Source organism: Vibrio cyclitrophicus (genome assembly GCF_024347435.1).
Lineage (GTDB): Bacteria > Pseudomonadota > Gammaproteobacteria > Enterobacterales > Vibrionaceae > Vibrio > Vibrio cyclitrophicus.
The window spans coordinates 1529854-1551531 of the sequence record NZ_AP025481.1; the positions used below are offsets into that span (position 1 = coordinate 1529854).

Sequence of the window (21678 nt, forward strand, 5' to 3'; positions counted from 1 at the left end):
TTAATCTCACACCCGGAATTAGCCCGGGATCTCTACAATGGCTGCAGTGTATGTAGAGTATATAAGGATTACTTGTCAAAAACTCCGAGTTTTTTGCTAAAAACTCGCTTTATTAACAAAACAAACACAACGTCACATATGAAACTTTAAAATAATATGCCGTTTTGTTTCACTATTTAACAGAAATTTTCTTTTTGTATTGAGATGGTGACATGCCTTGAAGGCGTGAAAAGGTATGAGTAAAGGAAGATTGACCGGAGAAACCAGCCAGTTCAGCGACCTGACCAAGGCTAAGGTTACCTTGTTCGATTAAACGACGAGATCGGTCTATACGCTTACCTAACACATACTGATGTGGGGTGATTCCCATTTGATCTTTGAATAGCATGTGGAACTGGCTTTCACCCAGGAACACACTGCCTGCAAGTTGGGCCACAGAGATCTTGTTCGCAAGGTGTTGCTCGATGTAACGATCCAATGCTTCAAGATCAAAACGCGAGTCTTTAATCGGAGTTTCGAATGCGGATATATGCCTTTGCATCAACGCGATCACCGTGTCATTACATGCTCGACTCAGTAACAAATCATCAGGGCTCGACTGCATTTCTTGCACCAACATATGGATAAGCTTTTGAATTTGCGCGTCTAATTGAAAGTATACGTTCGATGACTCTAGCTGGTTAATCTTCTCTAACATTAGAGGGTCATCATCGGTTGGCACAGGCATATTGAGTACGAGAATATCCGACTGACCAACCACGCCACCGAAAGCATGATCAGAGCTCGCCGTTACCACACAACCTTGACCGGGACCAACCAAATTCCCTTTACCTCTGACTTCAAACTCCGCCTGACCTTTTAAGCCAATCACCACCTGCGAATAATGATGCTCGTGGCAATCCATATGCGATGGCAAAGTGATGATCTCAGCCGGGCGAGGGCCCGTAAGACCTAGCGGGGACAGGTCTAGGTTTGGAAAGGGTAAAGGTTTTGGCATAACATCAAAATACTCAGGTCGACATAGTAAGAATAATACTCTGAAATCTGCATAAGATGAATTTGTAAATGATCATGAGAGTCATTTCCTCGCCTTAAACAAAAGATCATTGTCGGAGATCGTCTTGATCATGCCTCCGGAAAGATGATCAAGAGTGTACAAACTACGGTCATTGTAAAACCAATCGTTCCGGCGGCTTCAGTACTTAAAAGCGAGCAAGTGCAACAAGGTGCAATGTATACCTAAAATAGATGTATTTTCACCACATATAGAAATAATTTTCTTATATAGCTCAAATAATTTAGCTTTAACTTGTAAAAAGTGTATCCGAAGTAGCGAAACTCGGCTTTTGAGTAGATTGGGTGACGATAAAACGGTATAAAGACGGGTACTGTGTTAATTGCTAATAACTAGTGACTCACAACTAGGAAGTAGACACTTTATTAACGAGCCAATTTCAATCTATAAGTTGCAGGGACCTATGACTAACTTTCGAATTTCAGCGCTTTTACTTGCGCTATCCCCACTTTGGGTATCTGCATCGGTATCCGCTGAAGAACTGAATCAAGTCGATCCCGTTTCAGCTATCGATGCAAAGCTAACAGAGAAAAACTCAGATATTGAGCGTATTTCAGCAACCCAGGTATCAGCGACTGAAAACCTAAAACAACTACAGAACCAAAACAGTAAGTTGTTGCGCGAAGGTGAAGAACTCAAGGCAAAACGTAACAGAGCCAAGTCTGTACTCGACAAACAGTACAGTCGCTTACTGGAAGATCCAGAAACTGATTTGGTCTCTTTTCAGAAAAGCTACCAAGATGCTTGGGCGGCCGTTAAAGAGAACCAATCGTCTCAGTTAGACAACCAACAAGCGATAAACGAGAGTGAAATTCACCTTTCTCAAATCAAGCAAAAGCAAGCTCGCCTGAACAATGAGCTGGCTAACTTAAGAGAATCAAAAGTTGAAGCTCGCGTAAAACGTATTGCAACAGAACTCCGTGAAAGTGCCGTTCTTGAGACCAGCTACACCACGACATGTGCATCAACAATGACACTGGGAGAGTGTACTGCTCAAGGCAAGTACTTGACCAATCAAAAAGCCGTGCAAACGTTCAAAAGCCAATTACTTGAGCAGCTCACAGAAAGCGCGCTAGCGAAGCAAAACTTACAAGGTGTTCAGCTGAATATCCATGTTCAAGACAGCCAAGCAATCAAGAGTGGTTTCTCTGGTAACAACGCTTACTTCGTGCAAATGCAGGCTCAGCTTCAAGCAAAACCGGAAGCGGTAGCAGCGTGTAATTTATTGAACGTTTCAACACGCTACTGTTTAAAGGGCAGTGATGTTGCCGTGGCTAAAAAGAGTGATAAACAGTGGGCAAACGTGATGGTACGTTCTGATCAGTACAATGATTCAGTGACGATCAACGGCATTAAGTACGGCAGCACACCGATTGAGGTTGCACTCCCAAGCGGTCGTCACCAAGTGACTATTTCAAAACAAGGTTACGAGTCTTACAACCGCACAGTTACCATCAACGGTAGCGACACTATTTGGGTTAAGCTTCTTCCTAGCAAGGAAAGCTAAGTCCAGTATGAATAGCTCAGCGCTCTAATTAAGATAGCCGTGCCTATTTCACAAAGCTGAATGAATACTCGCCATTTTGTTGATAGTTATAAAAAGTAGCTGCAGACGAAATGGCGTGTTCGTTTAGATTATTCGATTAACCTAATTTACGATTGAAGTAGCCCAACATGCGCCAAGGTTTTCCCACTCTATTATTTGCACTTGCCCCTTGCTTAATGACACCTGCTGTTTTCGCTGAAATAACACCACCAGCAATCACAACATCTGTCACCGACATTGAAAGCTCACTCTTCGAAAAGTATACCACTTTAACGGCTGTCGAGAAGAAGCTGACGGACAAACAAAACCAAGTCGATAACCAAGCAAAGCAAACGGCAAATCTAGCCAAGTTATCCACTCAAGCTGAGCAAAAACTCGCAGCAGCGAAAGCTAGTCTAGAACAAGATTACACCCGCATGATTGACGAGCCTGACTTCGACATCTCGCCGGCTCAAAACAGTTTCCAAAACGCTTGGAAAACTGTAAAAGAGAGCAAGCTTGCTATTTCAGACTCAGAACAGAAGCAACAAGGCTTGGTGATGGAACTAGAAGCCATCCAAGCAGAAAAAGCGGCTGCTGAAGCTTCAATCGCAAACCTCAATCAAGATAAACTCAGAGCAAGAGCTGAACGACTAAGAAACGAGATCACTCAAACCAAAGAGCAAACGGTCAGCTTTACCAACCGTTGTAGCAGTGACATGACACTCGCGCAATGTGCAGACCAAACGGTGACCTTGGCACTTCAAAAAGCCGTTAAGCAATTCCAGCATAGCTTGGTAGACAACGCGACTGAATCAAAAACAGTGAAAGAGCACCTATCGTCTGCTTCGCTAAACATTCACGTTCTACAACACAAAGTGAAATCTTCTGGTTTCTCTGAAGATAGCCGTTACCGAGCAGTGATTGCAGCGAACTTAGAGACTCGCCCAGACAAAAACACACCTTGTCGCTTGCTTGGTATCCAGTCATCAAACTGTTTCACACAGAGCGATCAACAAGCCAATGACCAGCAAAAAGAAGTCGCTTGGGTTAACTTAATGGTTCGTTCAAACCAATATAATGACAAGGTATCGATTAACGGCGTGGACTATGGCAGCACACCGGTTGAAGTAATGCTACCAACAGGCCAACACATGGTCACAATTGAGAAAGAAGGCTACCTCTCTTTCCATCAAGAACTGAAAATCGCCCGTGATCACAACCTACGAGCGGTATTACAAGCCAAACAAAACTCGCTGAATGTCGGTACCAAATTTGCCGACCCAATGGGAAATGACACTCCAAGTCCAGAAATGATTGTGGTGGGTTCAGGCCGTTATTTATTGGGTGAAAACAACGCTAAACAAGTGACGATCAAACAGCCATTTGCATTAGCAGCGACACCAACTCGCGTTCAAGATTTTAAAGCGTTTGTTGAAAGCACTGGCTACCAGACAGACGCAGAACTGATGAACACCTGCGATACCTTCGTTAATGCCGAGATCACAACGGTTTCAGACAATGACTGGCTGAACCCTGGCTTTAAGCAAGCTGATAACTCACCGGTAGTTTGTGTTAGTCAAAGTGATGCCAAAGCGTATACTCGCTGGTTATCTAAAAATACAGGCTATGCCTACCGTTTACCAACACCACAAGAATGGGAAGCCGCAGCAAGAGCAGGCCAAGATACTAACTTCTGGTGGGGCAATGAATTCCTTTCGGGTAGAGCCAATACCGGTTGGGCTGGCACACCGTGGTCAAACATCAGCACCTCTCCAGTTAAGTCATTCTTACCAACACCTACAGGCTTCTACGATATGGTTGGCAACGTTTGGGAATGGACAACCGTTCAGAAAGGCTTGGCTAAAGGTGGTGCGTGGAGTTTTTCACCAGAAGAAGCAAAAGTGTTTAACGAACTGTACGTGCCAACGTCAACGGCAGCAAACTACTTAGGTTTCAGAGTATTGCGCGAACTGTAGCACTCAATAACCAACTCAATAGTTTCTAATATTTACGCTAGGCTCTCAAATATCGCATTGAGTTGTATTTATGGGGGAATTCCCCCCTTATGCACAAGCATTCCTAGGAGTAAATTTATCGATAGAGTAGTAAGTCACTCTAGGTATCTAGCTGATACCTTAGGTTAATTTACATGACCCTCGTGAATTAATCTGAAATCTTCTACATGTCGACAAGACATATCTTGTCTTTAGCCAGCCCTTCTTCAGGCTGGCTTTTTTTCGGCTATTAACCAGTCACTTCGATCACCAATCACTCTTGATATATACAGTAAACCAACAATTCGTTTAACTATGATTCAAGCTCTATTTATCTCTCAGGATTCAGCCTCTAATTGCCATTGCAGCGCTATAAGAAACTGATATCATTAACATACTTCTGCTTACGAGATAAAACCTTGCCAGAGTCACTCAATGCCATACATCGTTCTTTATTTGAACAACTCCCAGGCTGCTGGGGCTGCAAAGATACTGAGTCGGTTTTCGTTTACGCGAACCTCGCCTACAACCAATTGATTGGCTTAAAACCCAACGAGAGTTGCACTGGCTTGACCGATTTCGATATGCCGAGTCAAACCACTGAGTGTGCGCAAGATTTCAGGGCTCAAGATAAGCATGTGATGGAAACACGCACTACCCTGAAGATTCTTGATATTCACCCCTACCCAGACGGACGCTGGCACGCGCATATTTTTACCAAAACCCCTTGGCTTGATGCAAACAACAACGTACAAGGCACGATCTTCTACGGTCAAGAACTAACTGACACCGCAATTTTAGAGGTTGGTCATTGGGTTTGCCAGGCGACAGGTGCCAAAGATGGTCAGACATCCATTGCAGGTTCAACGCCACGCACATCTAAACTCAAAAAACGACTGACTTCGCGAGAATCAGAAGTGCTATTTTTGCTGCTGTTCGGCAAGAAACCGCAATACATTGCATTAACGTTAAATATTTCAATTAAGACTGTCGAAGGCCATGTCGCCAGATTGAAGCAAAAATTTGATGCGAGCAGCAAAAGCCAATTGATTGAGTATGCATTGGACTCGGGGTTGGGCTCAGTGATCCCCGAAACCCTGCTCAAAAAGCAGATTTCCGTGGTTCTGCACAGCGAATGAGCGAGAGTCAGACAAAAAAATACCGTTGTTTGATGTGTTTAGTCACCAAATCAACGGTATTTTTAAAGCAGTTAATCCGTTAGCAAATCTATAAAACAGATTATGGCGCTAGGCGGTCAATGTCCCAGCTGTTGTCTTGACGTGAAAACAAGAAACGGTCGTGTAAACGGTGTTCGCCACCTTGCCAAAACTCAATACTATCAACGCGTACTCGGAAACCACCCCAAAATGAAGGCACTGGAATCTCTCCTTTCTCGAACTTCTGCTTAAGCTCTAAATACTTACCTTCCAGTATTCCGCGAGCTGAGATTCGGCTACTTTGCTTACTTGCAATGGCAGCCAATTGGCTTTCTTTCGGGCGAGATGTGAAATATTTCATGTTCTCCAACGCGGTCAGCTTTTCAGCTGTACCTGTGACATGAACCTGTCGCTCTAGAGGATGCCAAGGGAAATGCAAACTAATTTTGCTATTGTGCTCAAGTTGGTGTGCTTTACGGCTACCTAGATTGGTATAGAAAACGAAGCCATCTTTATCAACATTTTTCAGCAACACAATTCGTTGGAATGGCTGACCATTTTCGTCAACTGTCGCTACTGTCATTGCAGTAGGATCCGTCAACTTAGCTTCAATGGCTTGTTCTAGCCATTGATTGAATTGGTCAATTGGGTCTGCGGCCAAGTCTTTGCGTCTCAATCCACCCTGAGCGTATTCACGACGAATGTCTGTCAGTTCCATTTGGTTGCTCCTTTTGATTTTTTTGTGATTTTGCGCCGTAATCCTTTGAAACACAAGTCTAAGCCTTGGTTTTGTCTTACAGAAGGTGCTCTGTGTTAACGAGATCTCGGTACGCTAACCGTCATATTGATAGTCTATATGTAAACTGATTGTAACCTGAGTTTATAGTGACTAAAAAATCGCCCAACCTAATCACACCTTTTGTTTTATTCTCACTAATATTGGGAGCTGCAGGGCTGACTGCAACTCACTTTCTTGCCGTACAATTCCAAGAGAAAATCGTTACTCAGCAACTCAACGAAGCAGCCAACAAAGCGAATCTGCAAATCGACTCCGAGCTGGATAAGTTCAAACAGATCCCCGATTTACTCAGTCATGACCCACGCCTGATCTCTTATTTCACCTCATCACCACAAACCGACAAGATAACCGTAACACAGCTTAATAAATTGTTGTTTGAATGGTCGAACCAAAGCCAGGCTGACACCATTTATATTCATGACCGAAGCGGCACAGTGGTCGCTTCCAGTAATTATCAACAACCCCGCACATTTGTTGGAGAAAACTTCTCGTTTCGCCCTTACTTTGCCTCTGCAATAAAGGGCAACAACACACAATACGTGGCGCTCGGTGCTCGCTCGAATGTACGAGGCTATTTCTTATCCTCGCCACTGTACACCGATAAAGAAATAGTCGGCGTTATCACAGTAAAAGTAAGCTTAGAGAATCTCGAAAACATCCTAACCAGCGATGATTTTGAGATCGTAGTACTCGATTCCAACCAAGTGGTCTTTCTGTCGAACCAAACTTCGTGGTTGTATCATTCACTGTTGCCATTAAGTGAACAACAACAAACAGAGATAGCGACTCAGCGGCAATACGGCCAAAGTGAAATTTCGATCATCGAAGACTTTCGATCGGCAAAGCTTCAACAAAAAGCTAACGACACAATCCAACCTAACGATCTTCAACCAAATCAGATTCAAAAAGAACTCGTCTCCAATCAGCTGTTTCAACTTGGTGCTTTCAACCTATATCCTGCCCCTATTAGCAATAATCAGTATCAAGTCGTTGCGCTAAAAGAGACAAAAGCCGAGCTGCTTAAAGTGCTACAGATCGACGTCATCTTTATTATCATCTATAGCTTGGTGATGCTGATTGCTTGGTCGTGGCGTCAAACCTACATTGCGAAGGTCGCGTTAACTCGACTCAATGAGAACCTAGAACAGACCGTTGATAAACGAACTCATTATTTAAAGCAATCTAACCAACAGCTCCAACAAACCATCTTTCAATACCAAGAGTCACAACTGAAATTAAAGCAGACCGAACAAGAGTTAACTCAGACGGCTAAGTTAGCGGTATTGGGCGAATTGTCGGCTAGCATTAATCACGAAATCAACCAACCACTTGCAGCGCTGAGAACTTACAGCGAGAACAGCTTGAAGCTGCTTGAAATGAAACGAACAGATTTAGTCAAAAGCAACCTAGATAAAATGATTGCTTTAAATACATCAATTACTGAGATCATCGCGCGCCTCAAGGTCTTCACCCGCAAAGTCACCAAGCAAGAGCATCACGTGGCAAACTTGCATCAAGCGGTCAATAACGCCACCAGTATTCTCAGTGCGCTGATGATTAAGCAAGGCATTACACTGAGGTTAAGTACAATGCCGGATGACATAAATCTAGCCATTCACCCAACTGAGCTAGAACAAGTGTTGGTTAACCTGATTCACAACGCGACTCAAGCACTTCAGCAGCAGGCTATGGAACAGTCAACTCCAAGACTAAAAACCTCGGGGCAAAGCATCTTAGAAGAGCAAAGCTCCAAGCTAGAAGCTTTAGACATACAAACGATCCCACAAATTGGAGTGGAATGGCAGCGCAAGAATGACACCTGCCAGCTGATCATATGGGACAACGGCATAGGTATCTCTAAAGATAAGCTTGAACAGCTCTTCGACCCATTTTTCACCACCAAACCAGAAGGCTTAGGGCTTGGTCTATCGATCTCGAAGCGAATCATTGAAGCGTATCACGGCACGATTAACGCAGCACAGTTAGAGCCGTCAGGCATGGTATTCTCGTTAAATATTCCACTCTATAAGAATCAGGGTTAGTTCCCTTGTTTTGTTTACTCACGATTATGCCAATTTCACACCATTGTTAAGGACTCGGCTTTTGCACTCTATGCCCAAACTCTATTTTGTCGATGACGAACCCGCGATTAGGGACTCTGTAGAACAAGCCATGCTCATAGAAGGCATCACTATCGTCTGTTTCCCCAATGCCATTGAGGCATTGAGGCAGATCGACGTCGCGCAAGCAGGAATCGTGATAACAGATATTCACATGCCAGTAATGGATGGCATTCAATTCACCCACAAGCTTTTGAGCCATAACCCCAACTTTCAAATCATCGTGCTCACAGGACATGGTGACGTCCAAACAGCGGTATCTGCGATGAAATCCGGCGCTTATGACTTTCTAGAGAAACCTTTTGTGGTCGACGATCTGCTGACAGCAGTAAAAAAAGCAGCAGATAAACTCGCATTAGTTGAAGAGAACAACCTATTAAGAAAAGAATTGGCAATGCAAAATCAAGTAGGGCCAAAACTGATCGGTCAATCACCAGCGATGCAGGCCTTACGCCGTGAGTTAATCACTCTGAACTGTAAAGAAACCCCACTACTGCTGTTTGTTGGAGACATAGGAACAGGAAAAAGAGTTACAGCGCAATACACCCATGATTTACACAGTCATCACACAGCAGAGCTTTGTCCAATCGCCGCCTTCAATTTACCACGCAGCGATGAAGCGACATTTCAGCAGTTTGTTTTACAACTGTTCCACAAATATCAAGGTGGAACGATCTATATTCATGAAACACAAGCACTAACTCAAGAACAGTGGCTGTGGTTGGCACGTCTAAAACCCATTCTACTTCGTGAAAACTCATGCAAGACCAATGCAACTTGTATCATTATCGCAACCACAATAGTTCCTACTACAATTACCAATGAACTACGTCGATTTAATTTACTACCTTTGGCGCAAAGAACAGAAGACATTGGCTCTTTGTTCAAACATTTTGCTCGCGGTGCGGCAAGTCGATATCAGTTACCACCGCCTGTTATTACTGAAAAAGAGATTCAACGGTTAATTGCCACTCATTGGAGTGAAAACATTCGACAACTTCGTCAACATGCCGAGCTCAGAGTACTAACGCAAATCAAGCAGCCACCGCTCGACAGTAATGAAGATGATGAGCAAGTTGGTGAGAATAAGCTTGATGTCAGCATAGAAGAACAACAGCAGTCACTAAGTCAGCGGACTGATAGCTTTGAACAAATCATCTTGATCGAAGCACTACATCGCCACCAAGGACGATTAAAAGAGGTACAGCAAGAGCTGCAAGTATCGAGAAAGACACTGTATGACAAGCTAAGAAAGCACCAACTTGATAAAACGGATTTCAAAAATCGATAAGAATTAAAAAATATATAAATTCAAAGATTTAAAGGAGCAAAATCTTAACATTTATCAAAAGTAAGAATACACTCAATAGGCTTGCACTTTTATTTAGCGAACAAGGACTGTTATGAGTCAGAAGAATTTCAGCAAATTGAACGAAACCGAACTTGAGTACGTCGATGATAAGACAGCGGCGCTGCTCCTCAATACGCCAACCAGTGCGCGTATTATGCTATGGGTGATCGTTCTGTTTTTTATTACTGCTATTGGGTGGTCTGCATGGGCCGAAATCGACAAAGTCACCGTTGGCCAAGGCAAAGTCATCCCCTCCTCCCAGATTCAAGTGGTGCAAAACCTTGAGGGCGGCTTGGTAAAAGAGATATTAGTTCGAGAAGGTCAACAAGTTCAAAAAGGTCAACAGTTGCTCTTGATCGATGATACTCGATTTCGTTCTGACTTCCGAGAACGCGAACAACAAGTCGCCAACTTAACCGCCAACGTTTTAATGCTTTCCGCTTCCTTTAACAGTGTCGTGATCAATGAAGAGTTCTCGGTCGAGAACTGGAAAAAAAGTGTCCTTCTAGACTACGGTAAACTTGCCTTCCCACCCGCACTTTACGAGCTTCAGCCTAAATTGGTCAATCGCCAAAAAGCAGAATACCGCCAAGATTTGAACAACCTAAAAAACCAACTTTCCGTTTTTGATCAACAAGTTGAACAGAAACAACAAGATTTAATTGAGATAAAAGCACGTGTCGATAACTTGAGACAGAGTTATAAGTTTGCTCGCCAAGAACTAGACATCACCAAACCACTTGCAGATGAAGGGGTAGTACCAAGAATTGAGCTACTCAAGCTTCAAAGACAAGTGAATGATACTCGTCGAGAATTGACCTCTAGCGAGCTCAAAATCCCTCTCCTACGCTCAGCGATTAAAGAAGCGATGCTAAGCCGTATCGATGCCGCATTGAGCTTCCGCTCAGAACAACAGGAAAAGCTCAACCAAGCGCAAGACAAACTCTCAGCAATGACAGAATCTTCGGTTGGGCTTGAAGACAGAGTAAATCGGACAGTGGTGGTTTCTCCTGTAACTGGCACCGTTAAAACGCTTGGTATTAATACCGTGGGCGGTGTTATCCAACCGGGTATGGACATCGTAGAGATTGTACCGACTGAAGATTCTCTATTAGTCGAGGCCAAAATCGCCCCACAAGACATCGCATTCCTACGCCCTGAGCTGCCCGCCATTGTTAAATTTAGCGCTTATGACTTCACTAAATATGGTGGTCTAGAGGGCGTGTTAGAACACATCAGTGCCGATACTACCCAAGATGAAGAGGGCAATAGCTATTACATCGTGCGTGTACGTACCGAGAAATACAGCTTTGGCCACAATGAAGAGCTACCTATTATTCCGGGTATGACGGCTTCAGTCGATATCATAACCGGCAAGAGAACTGTGCTTGAGTACATGTTGAAACCGATCCTCAGCGCTCAAAATAACGCACTAAAAGAGTAAGGACGCTTGATGGTTTACAACGTCTTTAAACACTCGGAAAACAGACAAGAGCAGAGGCTATGAAGTCTCAATTTTCGCTCTTGTTGTTAGTCCTTACCTCTTTTACCTCTGGGGCGCTGAACAAGAGCGACCAACGATGGATAGATGCCGTCTCTGAAACCTATGGGGAAAGAGCCGGAAAGCGAGTCGCAACATGGCGTTCAAATATGACGTCATACGATGGATTGAGTGAAAAAGAGAAACTCGAGTCTGTTAACCAGTTCTTTAACCAAATGTACTTTGTCGACGACAGCATACTTTGGGGAAAGAACGACTATTGGGCGACACCACTGGAATTTTTGGGAAGCAACGCCGGTGACTGCGAAGATTTCACTATCGCAAAGTACTTCTCTTTACTTGAACTGGGCGTCTCAGATAAAAAATTACGATTAGTGTATGTAAAAGCACTTGAGCTAAACCAATTCCATATGGTGTTGGCATACTACTCAACACCCAGTGCCGAACCACTAATTTTAGACAACTTAAACCCTGAAATAAAACGCGGCTCCAAACGCAGAGACCTGCGACCGATATACAGTTTCAACGGTAAAAACCTTTGGTTGATCAAGTCGGCAGCAGGCAGCGGAAAGCTAGCAGGGAAATCTTCACGATTGAGCTTATGGAACGACTTACGTTCTCGTGAGCGCTCTCTTAAATTAAACAAACCCATTATCAATTACGATGAGTAGGTACAATGACTTTATATAAACAGCTTGTGGTCGGGATGGTTGCAGTGTTCATATTGCTGATGACGTCAGTTTTTATGATCGAATTCAACACCACCCGTGGATACTTAGAAGAGCAGCAACGCTCTGAGGTAAGTAATACCATTAATACTGTTGGACTGGCTCTCGCCCCTTACCTAGAAGAAAAGGACAAGGTGGCTGTAGAGTCTGTTATCAACGCCCTGTTTGATGGCAGCTCTTACTCTGTCGTACGATTGATTTTTCTCGACAGCGGTGACGACATTCTTCGCTCATACCCAGTAAAACCAACAGGCGTACCAGAGTGGTTTACCAACCTTAACCTGTTTGAACCGGTTCATGACCGTCGCGTAATTACCAGTGGTTGGATGCAACTGGCAGAAGTCGAGATTGTAAGCCATCCAGGCCCAGCCTACGATCAACTTTGGCAAGCATTTACGCGCTTAGTGACCATATTTGGAGCCATCTTCTTGCTGGGTTTGGTCTCTATCTCTTGGATCCTTAAACGAGCACTGCGTCCTCTTTCATTGATCATTACCAAAATGGATCAAATCGCCAAGAATCAGTTTGGTGAACCATTGGTTCGTCCGAAAACAAAAGATTTGATCTTAGTGGTTGATGGAATTAACCACATGTCGACACAAGTTGAACAGGCCTTTAAGAACCAAGCGAAAGAAGCGCAGAAGCTACGTGAACGCGCTTATATCGACCCTGTATCTCAACTAGGTAACCGCGCTTACTACATGTCTCAGTTAACTCAGTGGTTAGAAGAGTCAAGTTTAGGTGGTTTAGCGGTACTAAAAGCCGAGTTTATTAGTGAAGAGTACGATGAAAAAGGTTATCAAGAAGGCGATGCATTGGTACACCAACTTGCCGATCTGCTGCAAGCTTCGATTTCATCGCCAGATATAACTATAGCTCGAATTTCTAGTGACGAATTTGGCTTTATTATGCCAAACATCGACGAGAGCGAACTTAAACTCGTCGCGAGCAGTATCGTAAACTGCATTCAAAACCTAGGTTCAGATCCAACCGGTATGGCGAATCCACACATTGCACTTGGTGTTACCTACAGTAACAAGAGAAAAACCAGTACCGAAATTATGTCGCTGGTGGATAACGCATTATCAAATGCGAAAGCAAACCGCGAGCTAGCTTACGGCTACGTAACAGCTGATGACCACGGTGCAGTGATGGGCAAACAACAATGGCGCATGCTGGTTGAAGAAGCGATCATCAACGACCTAATGACTTTCCGTCTGCAAGCGGCGAATAACGCTTTTGGCAAAACGTATCACCAAGAGGTGTTCTCTGCGATTGAGAAAGAGGGTGTTCGTTACGGGGCTAACCAGTATCTATACGCACTAGAACAACTTGAAATGAGCCACATTCTCGACCAATACGTTATCGAGAAGATGATTGAGAAACTGAATGCAAAAGAGGTGACCAGCCCAATTGCTATCAACATCTCACCGAGCAGTATTTCTCAACCAAGCTTTATCCGTTGGATTGGAAATACTCTGGATCAAAACGCTTCTATCGCACACTTGCTTCACTTTGAGATTCCAGAAAGTTGCTTCATCAATGTTCCACACTACACGGCGCTATTGTGTAACACCATTCGTAACGCAGATGCGGTGTTTGGTGTCGATAACTACGGCCGTAATTTCCAATCGCTCGATTACATCAACGAATACCGTCCAAGCTATGTGAAGCTCGATTACTTGTTCACACATAACCTTGATGACGAAAAACAGAAATTCACCTTAACATCAATCTCTAGAACCGCTCACAACCTAGGCGTGACAACTATTGCGTCTCGAATCGAAACTCAGACTCAATTAGACATTTTGTCTGATAACTACGTAGAAGTGTTCCAAGGCTTCATTGTTGATAAATAGTTGTAAGGGTTATATCACATGCAAGATCCACTATTGAACTCATTGATCTACGTTAGCCGGTATTACGGGTTAGCTAACTCGCCCGAAGCGTTGATCAATGGGCTACCACTATCTGATGGGAAGCTAACCCCTTTCCTATTCCCTCGTTCAGCTGAACGAGCAGGATTAGTGGCGAAAGAAAATCGTTGCGACTTAGAAAGTATTCCTCACCTCATTCTACCTGCTATTTTACTTCTCAAGCAGGGCGAGGCATGCGTTCTGAATAGTATTGATTCAGAAAAACAAGAAGCAGAGATCATCACAGCAGAGAGTGGAATGGTGCCGATCATCATTCCACTAGACGAGCTGAAAGAGCAATTCATCGGTCGTTACTTCCTAGTAAAAAAACAGTTCCGTTATGATGAGCGCTCACCAGAAGTCCTAAAAACACGTAAGGGTCACTGGTTTTGGAGTACGATCTGGGAATCTAAAAACATCTATCGAGATGTGTTGATTGCCTCTATTCTGATCAATATATTCGCGATTGCTGCGCCAATGTTTACTCGTTTGGTATACGACAAAGTAGTACCTAACCTCGCATTTGAAACCCTATGGGTATTGGCGAGTGGTATTTTTGTCGTCTTCCTTTTCGACCTGCTTTTAAAATTAATGCGAAGTTACTTTATTGATGTCGCGGGTAAGAAATCCGATATCCTTATTTCCTCTAAGCTTTTCAGCAAAGTGTTAGGGATTCGCATGGAAGCCAAGCCCGCTTCAGTTGGCGCTTTCGCAAAAAACCTGCAAGAGTTCGAGTCTATTCGTGAGTTCTTTACCTCTGCAACTATTGGTTCATTAATCGATTTACCATTCGCGTTGATGTTCCTTGCTTTAATTTGGTTAATGGCAGGGAACCTCGTGTTTGTTCCTGTTGCTGGTGTAGTAGTCCTGATTATCTACGCACTGTTAATCCAAGGACCACTGCGTCGTACGATTGAAGAAGGGTCACGTCTTGCTTCTCAAAAATACGCGAACTTAATTGAAAGTTTGGCTGGGTTAGAGACGGTTAAACTGTTCAGCGCGCAAAGCCAATTTCAGTTCCGCTGGGAAGAAGCCGTTGCTCATATGGCAAACTGGAACATTAAAAGTCGACGTATCACCGACAGCATCCAAAACACTGCTGGCTTCGTTCAACAAAGTACCAACGTTGGGATGATCATTTTCGGGGTGTATCTCATTGCGGAAGGTGAACTCACTATGGGTGGTTTAATTGCCGCAACCATGTTGAGCGGCCGTGCCATTGGCCCTCTTGTTCAGTTGTCGCTGCTTTCGACCCGCTATAACCAAGCGAAATCATCAATGACTTTGATTGAACAAGTGATGTCGATGCCAGACGAGCAAGAAGAAGGTAAACGCTACATCCACCGTCCTATTATCCAAGGCCATATTGCGCTAGATAAAGTAACGTTTCATTATCCTGATTCTCCAGTTGCTTCTATCAGAGATCTCACCCTAAACATTTCTCCGGGTGAGAAAGTTGCCATTATTGGTCGTATTGGCTCGGGTAAGACAACGCTGGAACGCCTGATTATGGGCCTGTATAAGCCCACAGAAGGCCATGTACGCATTGATGACACCGATATGGAACAACTGCACCATGTCGACGTACGACGCAACATAGGCTGTGTTCCTCAAGACAGTAACCTATTCTATGGTTCAGTGAGAGACAACATTACATTAGGCCGCCCTCTAGTCGACGATCGTGATGTGATGGATGCAGCCAACCGTGCCGGTGTTACCGCCTTTACTCAGCAAGATCCTGCAGGTTTAGAACGTCAAGTCGGTGAAGGCGGTGCTTTGCTCTCTGGTGGCCAGCGTCAATCGATCGCCATTGCCAGAGCATTCCTAGGTCGCCCGCCAGTACTTTTATTAGATGAGCCAACCAGCGCCATGGATAATCGCTCAGAGATGCACATCAAGCATCAGCTGAGTCAATTGCAACCAAGTGAGACCCTAATCCTTATTACGCACAAGACTTCGATGTTGGATATTGTAGACAGAGTAATTGTGATGGAAAAAGGCAGCATTATCGCCGACGGTCCAAAAGCACAAGTTCTATCAGACCTCAAGCAAGGCAAAGTAAGGGCTGCTAGCTAATTGGAAAAATGAAACGAATTTAAACGCGAGTAGAAATAGAAAGGGGAGCATTAGCTCCCCTTTCTTATATTTGCCGCACACCTAATTAGCCACTCAACAAAACCAACCAATCAACTAATTAACTAATTAACGCCAAATCTCTTGGTTACAGAGCGAGGTCTTCTTGTTCCATTTTAAACGAACACTGGATCTCATATTGGTTAAATGAGAACACGCTGCCGCCGTGGGTTCGCTTGGTTGTGACTGTCTCATCACCAAACTGAATCGTAACTCGGGTATATACCTTTTCATGAGCCTCAACAGTGCATTCAGCAAGGTTGGTTTCAAACTCGGCTTCGAGTGTGTCCAAGTGTGATTTGGTATTCTCAATCGCGAGGTTATTCTTTTCTCGTTGCTGCTCTATTTCTAGTGCTTCAGCCTCAGTTCTCTCGGCTTTTGAGCGTTTCTTAAATTCAAGCTCTTGACGAATCACTTCCATGGTTTGCTCTTGAGCGTGCTTATAAGTTTCCTTTAGTTCAACAATCTTTTGTCTATATCCATCGTAACGTGCAAATCCATGGACCTTGGTCGCGGTGTCTCCCTCAACGCCTAAGAACACACATTCCACTTTGCCGCCAACTTTAGCTTCGCCCCCACTGAGCGTTCCGTGTTTCTTCAAAGAATCCATGACAATAAGGTTGTTGCCACAGCGAATGTCGTTACTCATACTGTGTACGCCAAGTCGGATGTCATTCGCACTTTGCAGCTCTGCATTCTGCGCATAGCTTGCTGTTATAGATCCTTTCGTAAATACCTTACAACTTTTTGGCTCACCCTCTTTTGTAGTGTGGCCGATAATGCCTTTAGCGACTTTAATGTCACCTTGAGCCTGAACTTCGGCCGACTCGATAAAACCACCAACTGTAATACTCCCCGTCGCCTTAACTATCATTCCCGGTTCTATGTTTCCAGAGACAAACACATTGCCTTTAAATTTAACGTGGCCGGTGGATACATCGACGTTGCTAACACACAAGGCGTCATCCACTTCAATGGTTCGATCTTTAATGATGGGTAATCCGGGGTATGAAGCGAGGAGTAAATTGGGATCATCAGGGGAAATATAAGTGCCTTTTCCGGGCTTAATCAAACTGTCTTGTCCGGGAAGAGGCGGGATAACTCGACCTTGGACCGTAAAACCAGCGATACCTTTGGTGGCAGGAGTGCGCTTCATTAAGTGATCATTTTGACCAACAGTAATGGTTTGCCCTAAGTCTCGCATATCAATTTTGCCTTCGTCTTTACTACGTGGCTTCAATACTTGTCGCGTGATATCTTCAACTAACGCGGCAAACTTAGCGTCTTTACCCTTTACCGGTTGTGTACCTTTAGCAACCGGCTGAATAAACTTTTCACCCGGTTTCAGCTTGCTACTCATCATCAATACTTTTCTGAGCGCTAACTTATTAATCCCTTTTGTTATGTGTGCCAGAGCTAAGCAGTGAATGATGTCACTACCAAGCAGTGGTTTACCATTATACGGCCCAGTAACCACAAGACTCGCGAGCATCTCATCATCAGACAGTTCGACAGCAACACTTGCATCACGCACCTCAGCAATCAACATACCGTCGTACGCTTCACCTTTTCCTTCTTTAGCAAGAGTCACAAAGCGCAACACCTCTTCTTCAAAAAGAAAATAGTTAGACGCGCCTAACGTTTCCAAAACTGATGGTAGTGGCTTGTTGTCGAAGCTTGCGTCGACCACAACTCCCGATGGTAGACGAGCAACTACTTGTTGCTTGTCTTCTGACAATGTAACGATGTTATCCCACATTCGAATTGAGTATCCCTAATGACTCAGTTGATATTCAGTCTATATAATTCGTTCAGACCTTAGAATCTCCGCATTTGAATAATCAGCGTCACATCACTTACTTTCGATCTTGCAAAGCTGACTCATAAATAAGACTTACCCATTTTATCTTCAAATTCGTATTTACAAAGGTTGAGTGGGATGTCTTTCGCCATTTAAAGTTAAACGCAATGAATAGTGAATCAGCTAAATTCAAACTAGTTTAGCCAAAGTATGATTTAGTGATAGCAGGAGAAAATTGAAAATCAATGATATGAATGAGTCTGGGGATAATGGGAAAGGTTGGTAATCAATATTGAAGTTCAGTTTACAGTGTAAATTCGTCATTCTAATTTACACTGTAAATCCAATTCAAAAACCAGCTACGCTATTTACACTGTAAATTGGATAATAGGACACCGACATCTTGTCTAAATTGAAGCTCTGCTCGCTTACGTCCAACAAGGCTAAATTGTTCAACACATGTCCCCCACTCTTTCTGTTGGACCACTTTCGCGATAACTAAGTCAGAGACAACGAAACTAGCATTGCCCACAAGCTCTGAATTAGTTGTCTGAATTTGACAAGCATTACTCAGCAAAACCAGCTTCAACACACTAAAACCAATGCTGTCGTAGCTATTGCCACCGTCGACATAGTTCTTGAGAAGTTGGATTTCGAACTCAGAAATCGGATTAGAAATATTGGGGAGTAACGCTCGCACCATTTCAGTTTCAAGCGAGACCAAAGAGCCGGACACCAAAAAACAGAAGCTACTTTCGAAGTGATGTTTTAGCTTACTGATCCAGTGTTGAGCTATCTTGTTAAGTGGCTTAACCATTAACACAGAGTGACATCCACTTGCCTGATCTCGCTGGTGGCCAATATGGACAGGTAAAAATTCATTATCTCGCCAAAAAGAAATCAACTCACTAGTCGCACCAAAGCTCGTCGCCAGATAATCGGTTTGTTCCATTTGCTCAGACAACTTAGCCAGCATCCAACTGCCGATGCCCAAACCTTGATGTCGGGATGAAACAGCAATTCTCATCACTCGAACGCAACGATTCGTTGCCGCTTGTGCACAGCCAAGTTGATTTGCCAACAAAACTGGAGCGAGATGACCTTGTGGTCTTCGTTTCCCAGTTTGGATTTGAAGAATTAATTCATCACCCAAACCGCCCTCTTCCGTCACTAACACACAGCCTAAACAGTTATCTTTCTGCCAAGCCGCGTATAAGTGAATAGATGGGTTGTTAAGGAACTGCATTAAGTCATTTGGAGACGTCTGATAATGAGCATCGACCAACAGTGCGAAACATTGTTGAAGTTTTTCAGGGTAAGCAAGACCATCTTCTTTGGACAACTCAACCAAGTTAAGATGATTTATTCCATTTTCTGCAAAACTAGTTAGCTCGTTAAAAGCTGAGTCATTAGTTGATAAGTCACTATTCAATAGGAAGCAATCAAACAGCCAACGTTCTAACGGGTCATTGTTATTCCAACGAATAGGTTGTTCAAGTTTGTAGCCTTTCCAGCCTGGGCGATACTCAGAAAGCCAAGCTTCAAACTTAAGTCCAAAACCTCTCCCACTTCCCTCATATCCATGAACAGTGGTCGAAAAAACCATACGGTGATAAATATCGACAATAGATTTAAGCATCGGAACAGGAATAGCCGCAGCCTCATCCACCAAAAGTAAGTCACAATCTGGATTAGATTTAAGTAACTCGTCTGGCGCTACAAACCTTAGGCTTCCACCTTGATAGCAAATATAGGCCGCATTAATAGCTTCGCAAGAATCGAGTCGTTGGCTTGCGTGAGAAAAAACTGGCTCAATCGCTTTCATCGAAGGCGCGGTAACAATAATGTTTAGACCAGGACGCTCAAGCAAAAGTTGCGCTGCCGCGATACCCAATGTTGAGCTTTTTCCACGACCTCTATCGGCAGTAAGAATTAAGGGACGCTTACGGTGTCCAAAGACTACTTTTTTAACTAAATCTACAGCCGTGTTTTGCTGTTCAAATCGGTCTACTTCTTTTTCGGTTTTTCTCTTTTCTGGAAGTGAGTTACCCGCTTGAATCACATCTACGGATTCATTGCTCTGCGAAACTGAAAATAATCGGTCAAAATGCATTTTCAACCAACGTTTGCCTAAATCTGAATCCAACCCAGTTTCAGATTTACCAACACTTGGCGGCATCACCAATAATAAACCGCCCCCCATTAACGACCCCAATGCAGCACTGAAACCATTCGCGTCAAACTGTTCTCTAAAATCACAAACAAGAACTTGGCATTCGCGACCAAGTAGCTTCTGACCTTTTTTTACTGGAGCATGAGTCACGTCGTTAAGCGGAACGCCACCAAGCTGAAAAGTAGTTTGAGATTTGGCGTTTTCAAGAAAGGCGGAAATAGCCATGTTTTGCCAATTGAAGTCACCATCAAAAACAACGCCGTAACGGTGATCATTATGTTGAGCAATATCGGCAAGAGTATGGAGAAAAGTATTGGTTGGGTTTGTCATAGTTAGCGTCCAGATTCGTCTGAACACAGTTTATCACAGCCAAATAAAAAGCCGCATAAAGCGGCTCTAGAGTAGTGATGGAAAGCAGTCGACTTAATCGAGTTTAGCTTGAACGAACGCTAGAATCTCTTCCATTGTTGCATCATCCACTTTCTTAAGGTTTAGTGCTAAGTTCAACCCCTTACGGCTGTATGATGCACGACCTTTAATAAGCTCAACTTTTGGAGATGCTTTCTTCGCAGGAGCCGGCGCCAATTCAAGAATCCAACCTTCCAAAGTTTCTGTCACGTCTTTCGTTAAACGAGTGACCCCTTGAGCTTCGCTACGCTGCCATACAAAGCCTTCTGAAGCATCACACTTCGCCAGTAATGCTTGCTGCTGTTCGCTAGTCAAACCACCAAATTGTTTGTGTAGTTTAACAATTGTAGGACGACCAAGGTCGCTCACATTTGGGTAAGCTTGTAGCAATTCAAGCGGTAAAGCAGCCGCTTTCAACGCACCACTCACCAAAGCCTCGCTGCACTGGAACATTTTCGCTAGTGCTTTCTGGTCTTCAGCTTCACCTTTATCCAGCTTAGCTTGCATCTCTTTACCTTTCTCATACAGAGAAAGTGGTTTATGAGCATTAGCAACGTCTGATAAGAACTTAGCGTGTTCGCCATTAATGTTTTCAGCAACATAAATTAGGAATTCTTTGTCGGCCAAAATACATGACATACGACGACGGCTACCGTCAAGAACTTCAATCTTACCGTCTTTGTTCTTACGACCAACCGCTGGATATTGCTGACCACGTTCTTTTAACGTTGTAAGAACGTCAGAAAGCGCATGTTCATTTAAGAAAGATTGCTCACGTGCATTCTCTTCAAAAACAACCGTTCGAGTCGCAACTTCAGCTGCTGGAATTCGAACTAATTCAAATGAAACCAAATCTTCGCCTGCAACAGAAAGCTCGATGACTTGAGCCTGTTCTTTAGCAGCAGTTTGCGCTTCTTGCGGCGTTGCTACGCGACGTTTGTTTGCTTTACCAAATAGCTTCGCATTTAAGTCAGATGTTTTAATTGCCATTGTT

The 21678-nt window shown here is 43.8% G+C and carries 14 protein-coding genes; 9 read left to right on the forward strand and 5 right to left on the reverse strand.

Annotated features, from left to right (window positions below):
• Positions 1–172: 172 nt before the first annotated feature.
• Positions 173–997, reverse strand: coding sequence for an AraC family transcriptional regulator (locus OCW38_RS21540; protein WP_016767923.1), 825 nt, complete (start codon positions 995–997; stop codon positions 173–175).
• Between the two features lie 481 nt (positions 998–1478).
• Between OCW38_RS21540 and OCW38_RS21545 the strand changes: the two genes are divergently transcribed.
• The 3 genes from OCW38_RS21545 to OCW38_RS21555 all read left to right on the forward strand — a co-directional run bounded on the left by OCW38_RS21545 (position 1479) and on the right by OCW38_RS21555 (position 5736).
• A complete protein-coding gene (locus OCW38_RS21545) occupies positions 1479–2582 on the forward strand; it encodes a PEGA domain-containing protein (protein WP_016767925.1) in 1104 nt (367 codons plus the stop codon).
• 167 nt (positions 2583–2749) lie between these two features.
• Positions 2750–4579, forward strand: coding sequence for an SUMF1/EgtB/PvdO family nonheme iron enzyme (locus OCW38_RS21550; RefSeq protein ID WP_016767926.1), 1830 nt, complete (start codon positions 2750–2752; stop codon positions 4577–4579).
• Between the two features lie 437 nt (positions 4580–5016).
• Positions 5017–5736: a helix-turn-helix transcriptional regulator gene (locus tag OCW38_RS21555; RefSeq protein ID WP_010432139.1), complete on the forward strand. Its 720-nt coding sequence runs from the start codon at positions 5017–5019 to the stop codon at positions 5734–5736.
• A gap of 100 nt (positions 5737–5836) precedes the next feature.
• On the opposite strand, the gene pdxH is transcribed toward OCW38_RS21555, so the two are convergent.
• Positions 5837–6472 (reverse strand): pyridoxamine 5'-phosphate oxidase, encoded by a 636-nt coding sequence (gene pdxH / locus OCW38_RS21560; RefSeq protein ID WP_016767927.1) that lies wholly within the window; start codon positions 6470–6472, stop codon positions 5837–5839.
• A gap of 167 nt (positions 6473–6639) precedes the next feature.
• On the opposite strand from pdxH, the gene OCW38_RS21565 reads away from it, so the two are divergent.
• The 6 genes from OCW38_RS21565 to OCW38_RS21590 all read left to right on the forward strand — a co-directional run bounded on the left by OCW38_RS21565 (position 6640) and on the right by OCW38_RS21590 (position 16245).
• Positions 6640–8595 carry a sensor histidine kinase gene (locus tag OCW38_RS21565; RefSeq protein WP_016767928.1) on the forward strand — a complete coding sequence of 652 codons (1956 nt, stop codon included), beginning with the start codon at positions 6640–6642 and terminating at the stop codon, positions 8593–8595.
• 70 nt (positions 8596–8665) lie between these two features.
• Entirely contained in the window at positions 8666–9964 is a 1299-nt protein-coding gene (locus OCW38_RS21570) for a sigma-54-dependent transcriptional regulator (protein WP_010432165.1), read from the forward strand.
• Between the two features lie 112 nt (positions 9965–10076).
• Complete coding sequence (locus OCW38_RS21575; RefSeq protein WP_261896089.1) at positions 10077–11468, forward strand: HlyD family type I secretion periplasmic adaptor subunit; 1392 nt, start codon at positions 10077–10079, stop codon at positions 11466–11468.
• A 59-nt stretch (positions 11469–11527) separates the two neighbouring features.
• Positions 11528–12196: a transglutaminase-like cysteine peptidase gene (locus tag OCW38_RS21580; protein WP_010432171.1), complete on the forward strand. Its 669-nt coding sequence runs from the start codon at positions 11528–11530 to the stop codon at positions 12194–12196.
• A gap of 5 nt (positions 12197–12201) precedes the next feature.
• Positions 12202–14112, forward strand: coding sequence for a bifunctional diguanylate cyclase/phosphodiesterase (locus OCW38_RS21585; RefSeq protein ID WP_010432174.1), 1911 nt, complete (start codon positions 12202–12204; stop codon positions 14110–14112).
• Between the two features lie 18 nt (positions 14113–14130).
• Positions 14131–16245 carry a type I secretion system permease/ATPase gene (locus OCW38_RS21590; RefSeq protein WP_010432180.1) on the forward strand — a complete coding sequence of 705 codons (2115 nt, stop codon included), beginning with the start codon at positions 14131–14133 and terminating at the stop codon, positions 16243–16245.
• Between the two features lie 145 nt (positions 16246–16390).
• On the opposite strand, the gene OCW38_RS21595 is transcribed toward OCW38_RS21590, so the two are convergent.
• The 3 genes from OCW38_RS21595 to OCW38_RS21605 form a co-directional block, all read right to left on the reverse strand.
• A complete protein-coding gene (locus tag OCW38_RS21595; protein ID WP_010432183.1) occupies positions 16391–18061 on the reverse strand; it encodes a DUF342 domain-containing protein in 1671 nt (556 codons plus the stop codon).
• A gap of 406 nt (positions 18062–18467) precedes the next feature.
• Positions 18468–20606: a GNAT family N-acetyltransferase gene (locus OCW38_RS21600; RefSeq protein WP_261896092.1), complete on the reverse strand. Its 2139-nt coding sequence runs from the start codon at positions 20604–20606 to the stop codon at positions 18468–18470.
• Between the two features lie 93 nt (positions 20607–20699).
• Positions 20700–21674, reverse strand: a complete 975-nt coding sequence (locus OCW38_RS21605) for a ParB/RepB/Spo0J family partition protein (RefSeq protein ID WP_016767931.1) — start codon at positions 21672–21674, stop codon at positions 20700–20702.
• Between the last annotated feature and the right edge of the window lie 4 nt (positions 21675–21678).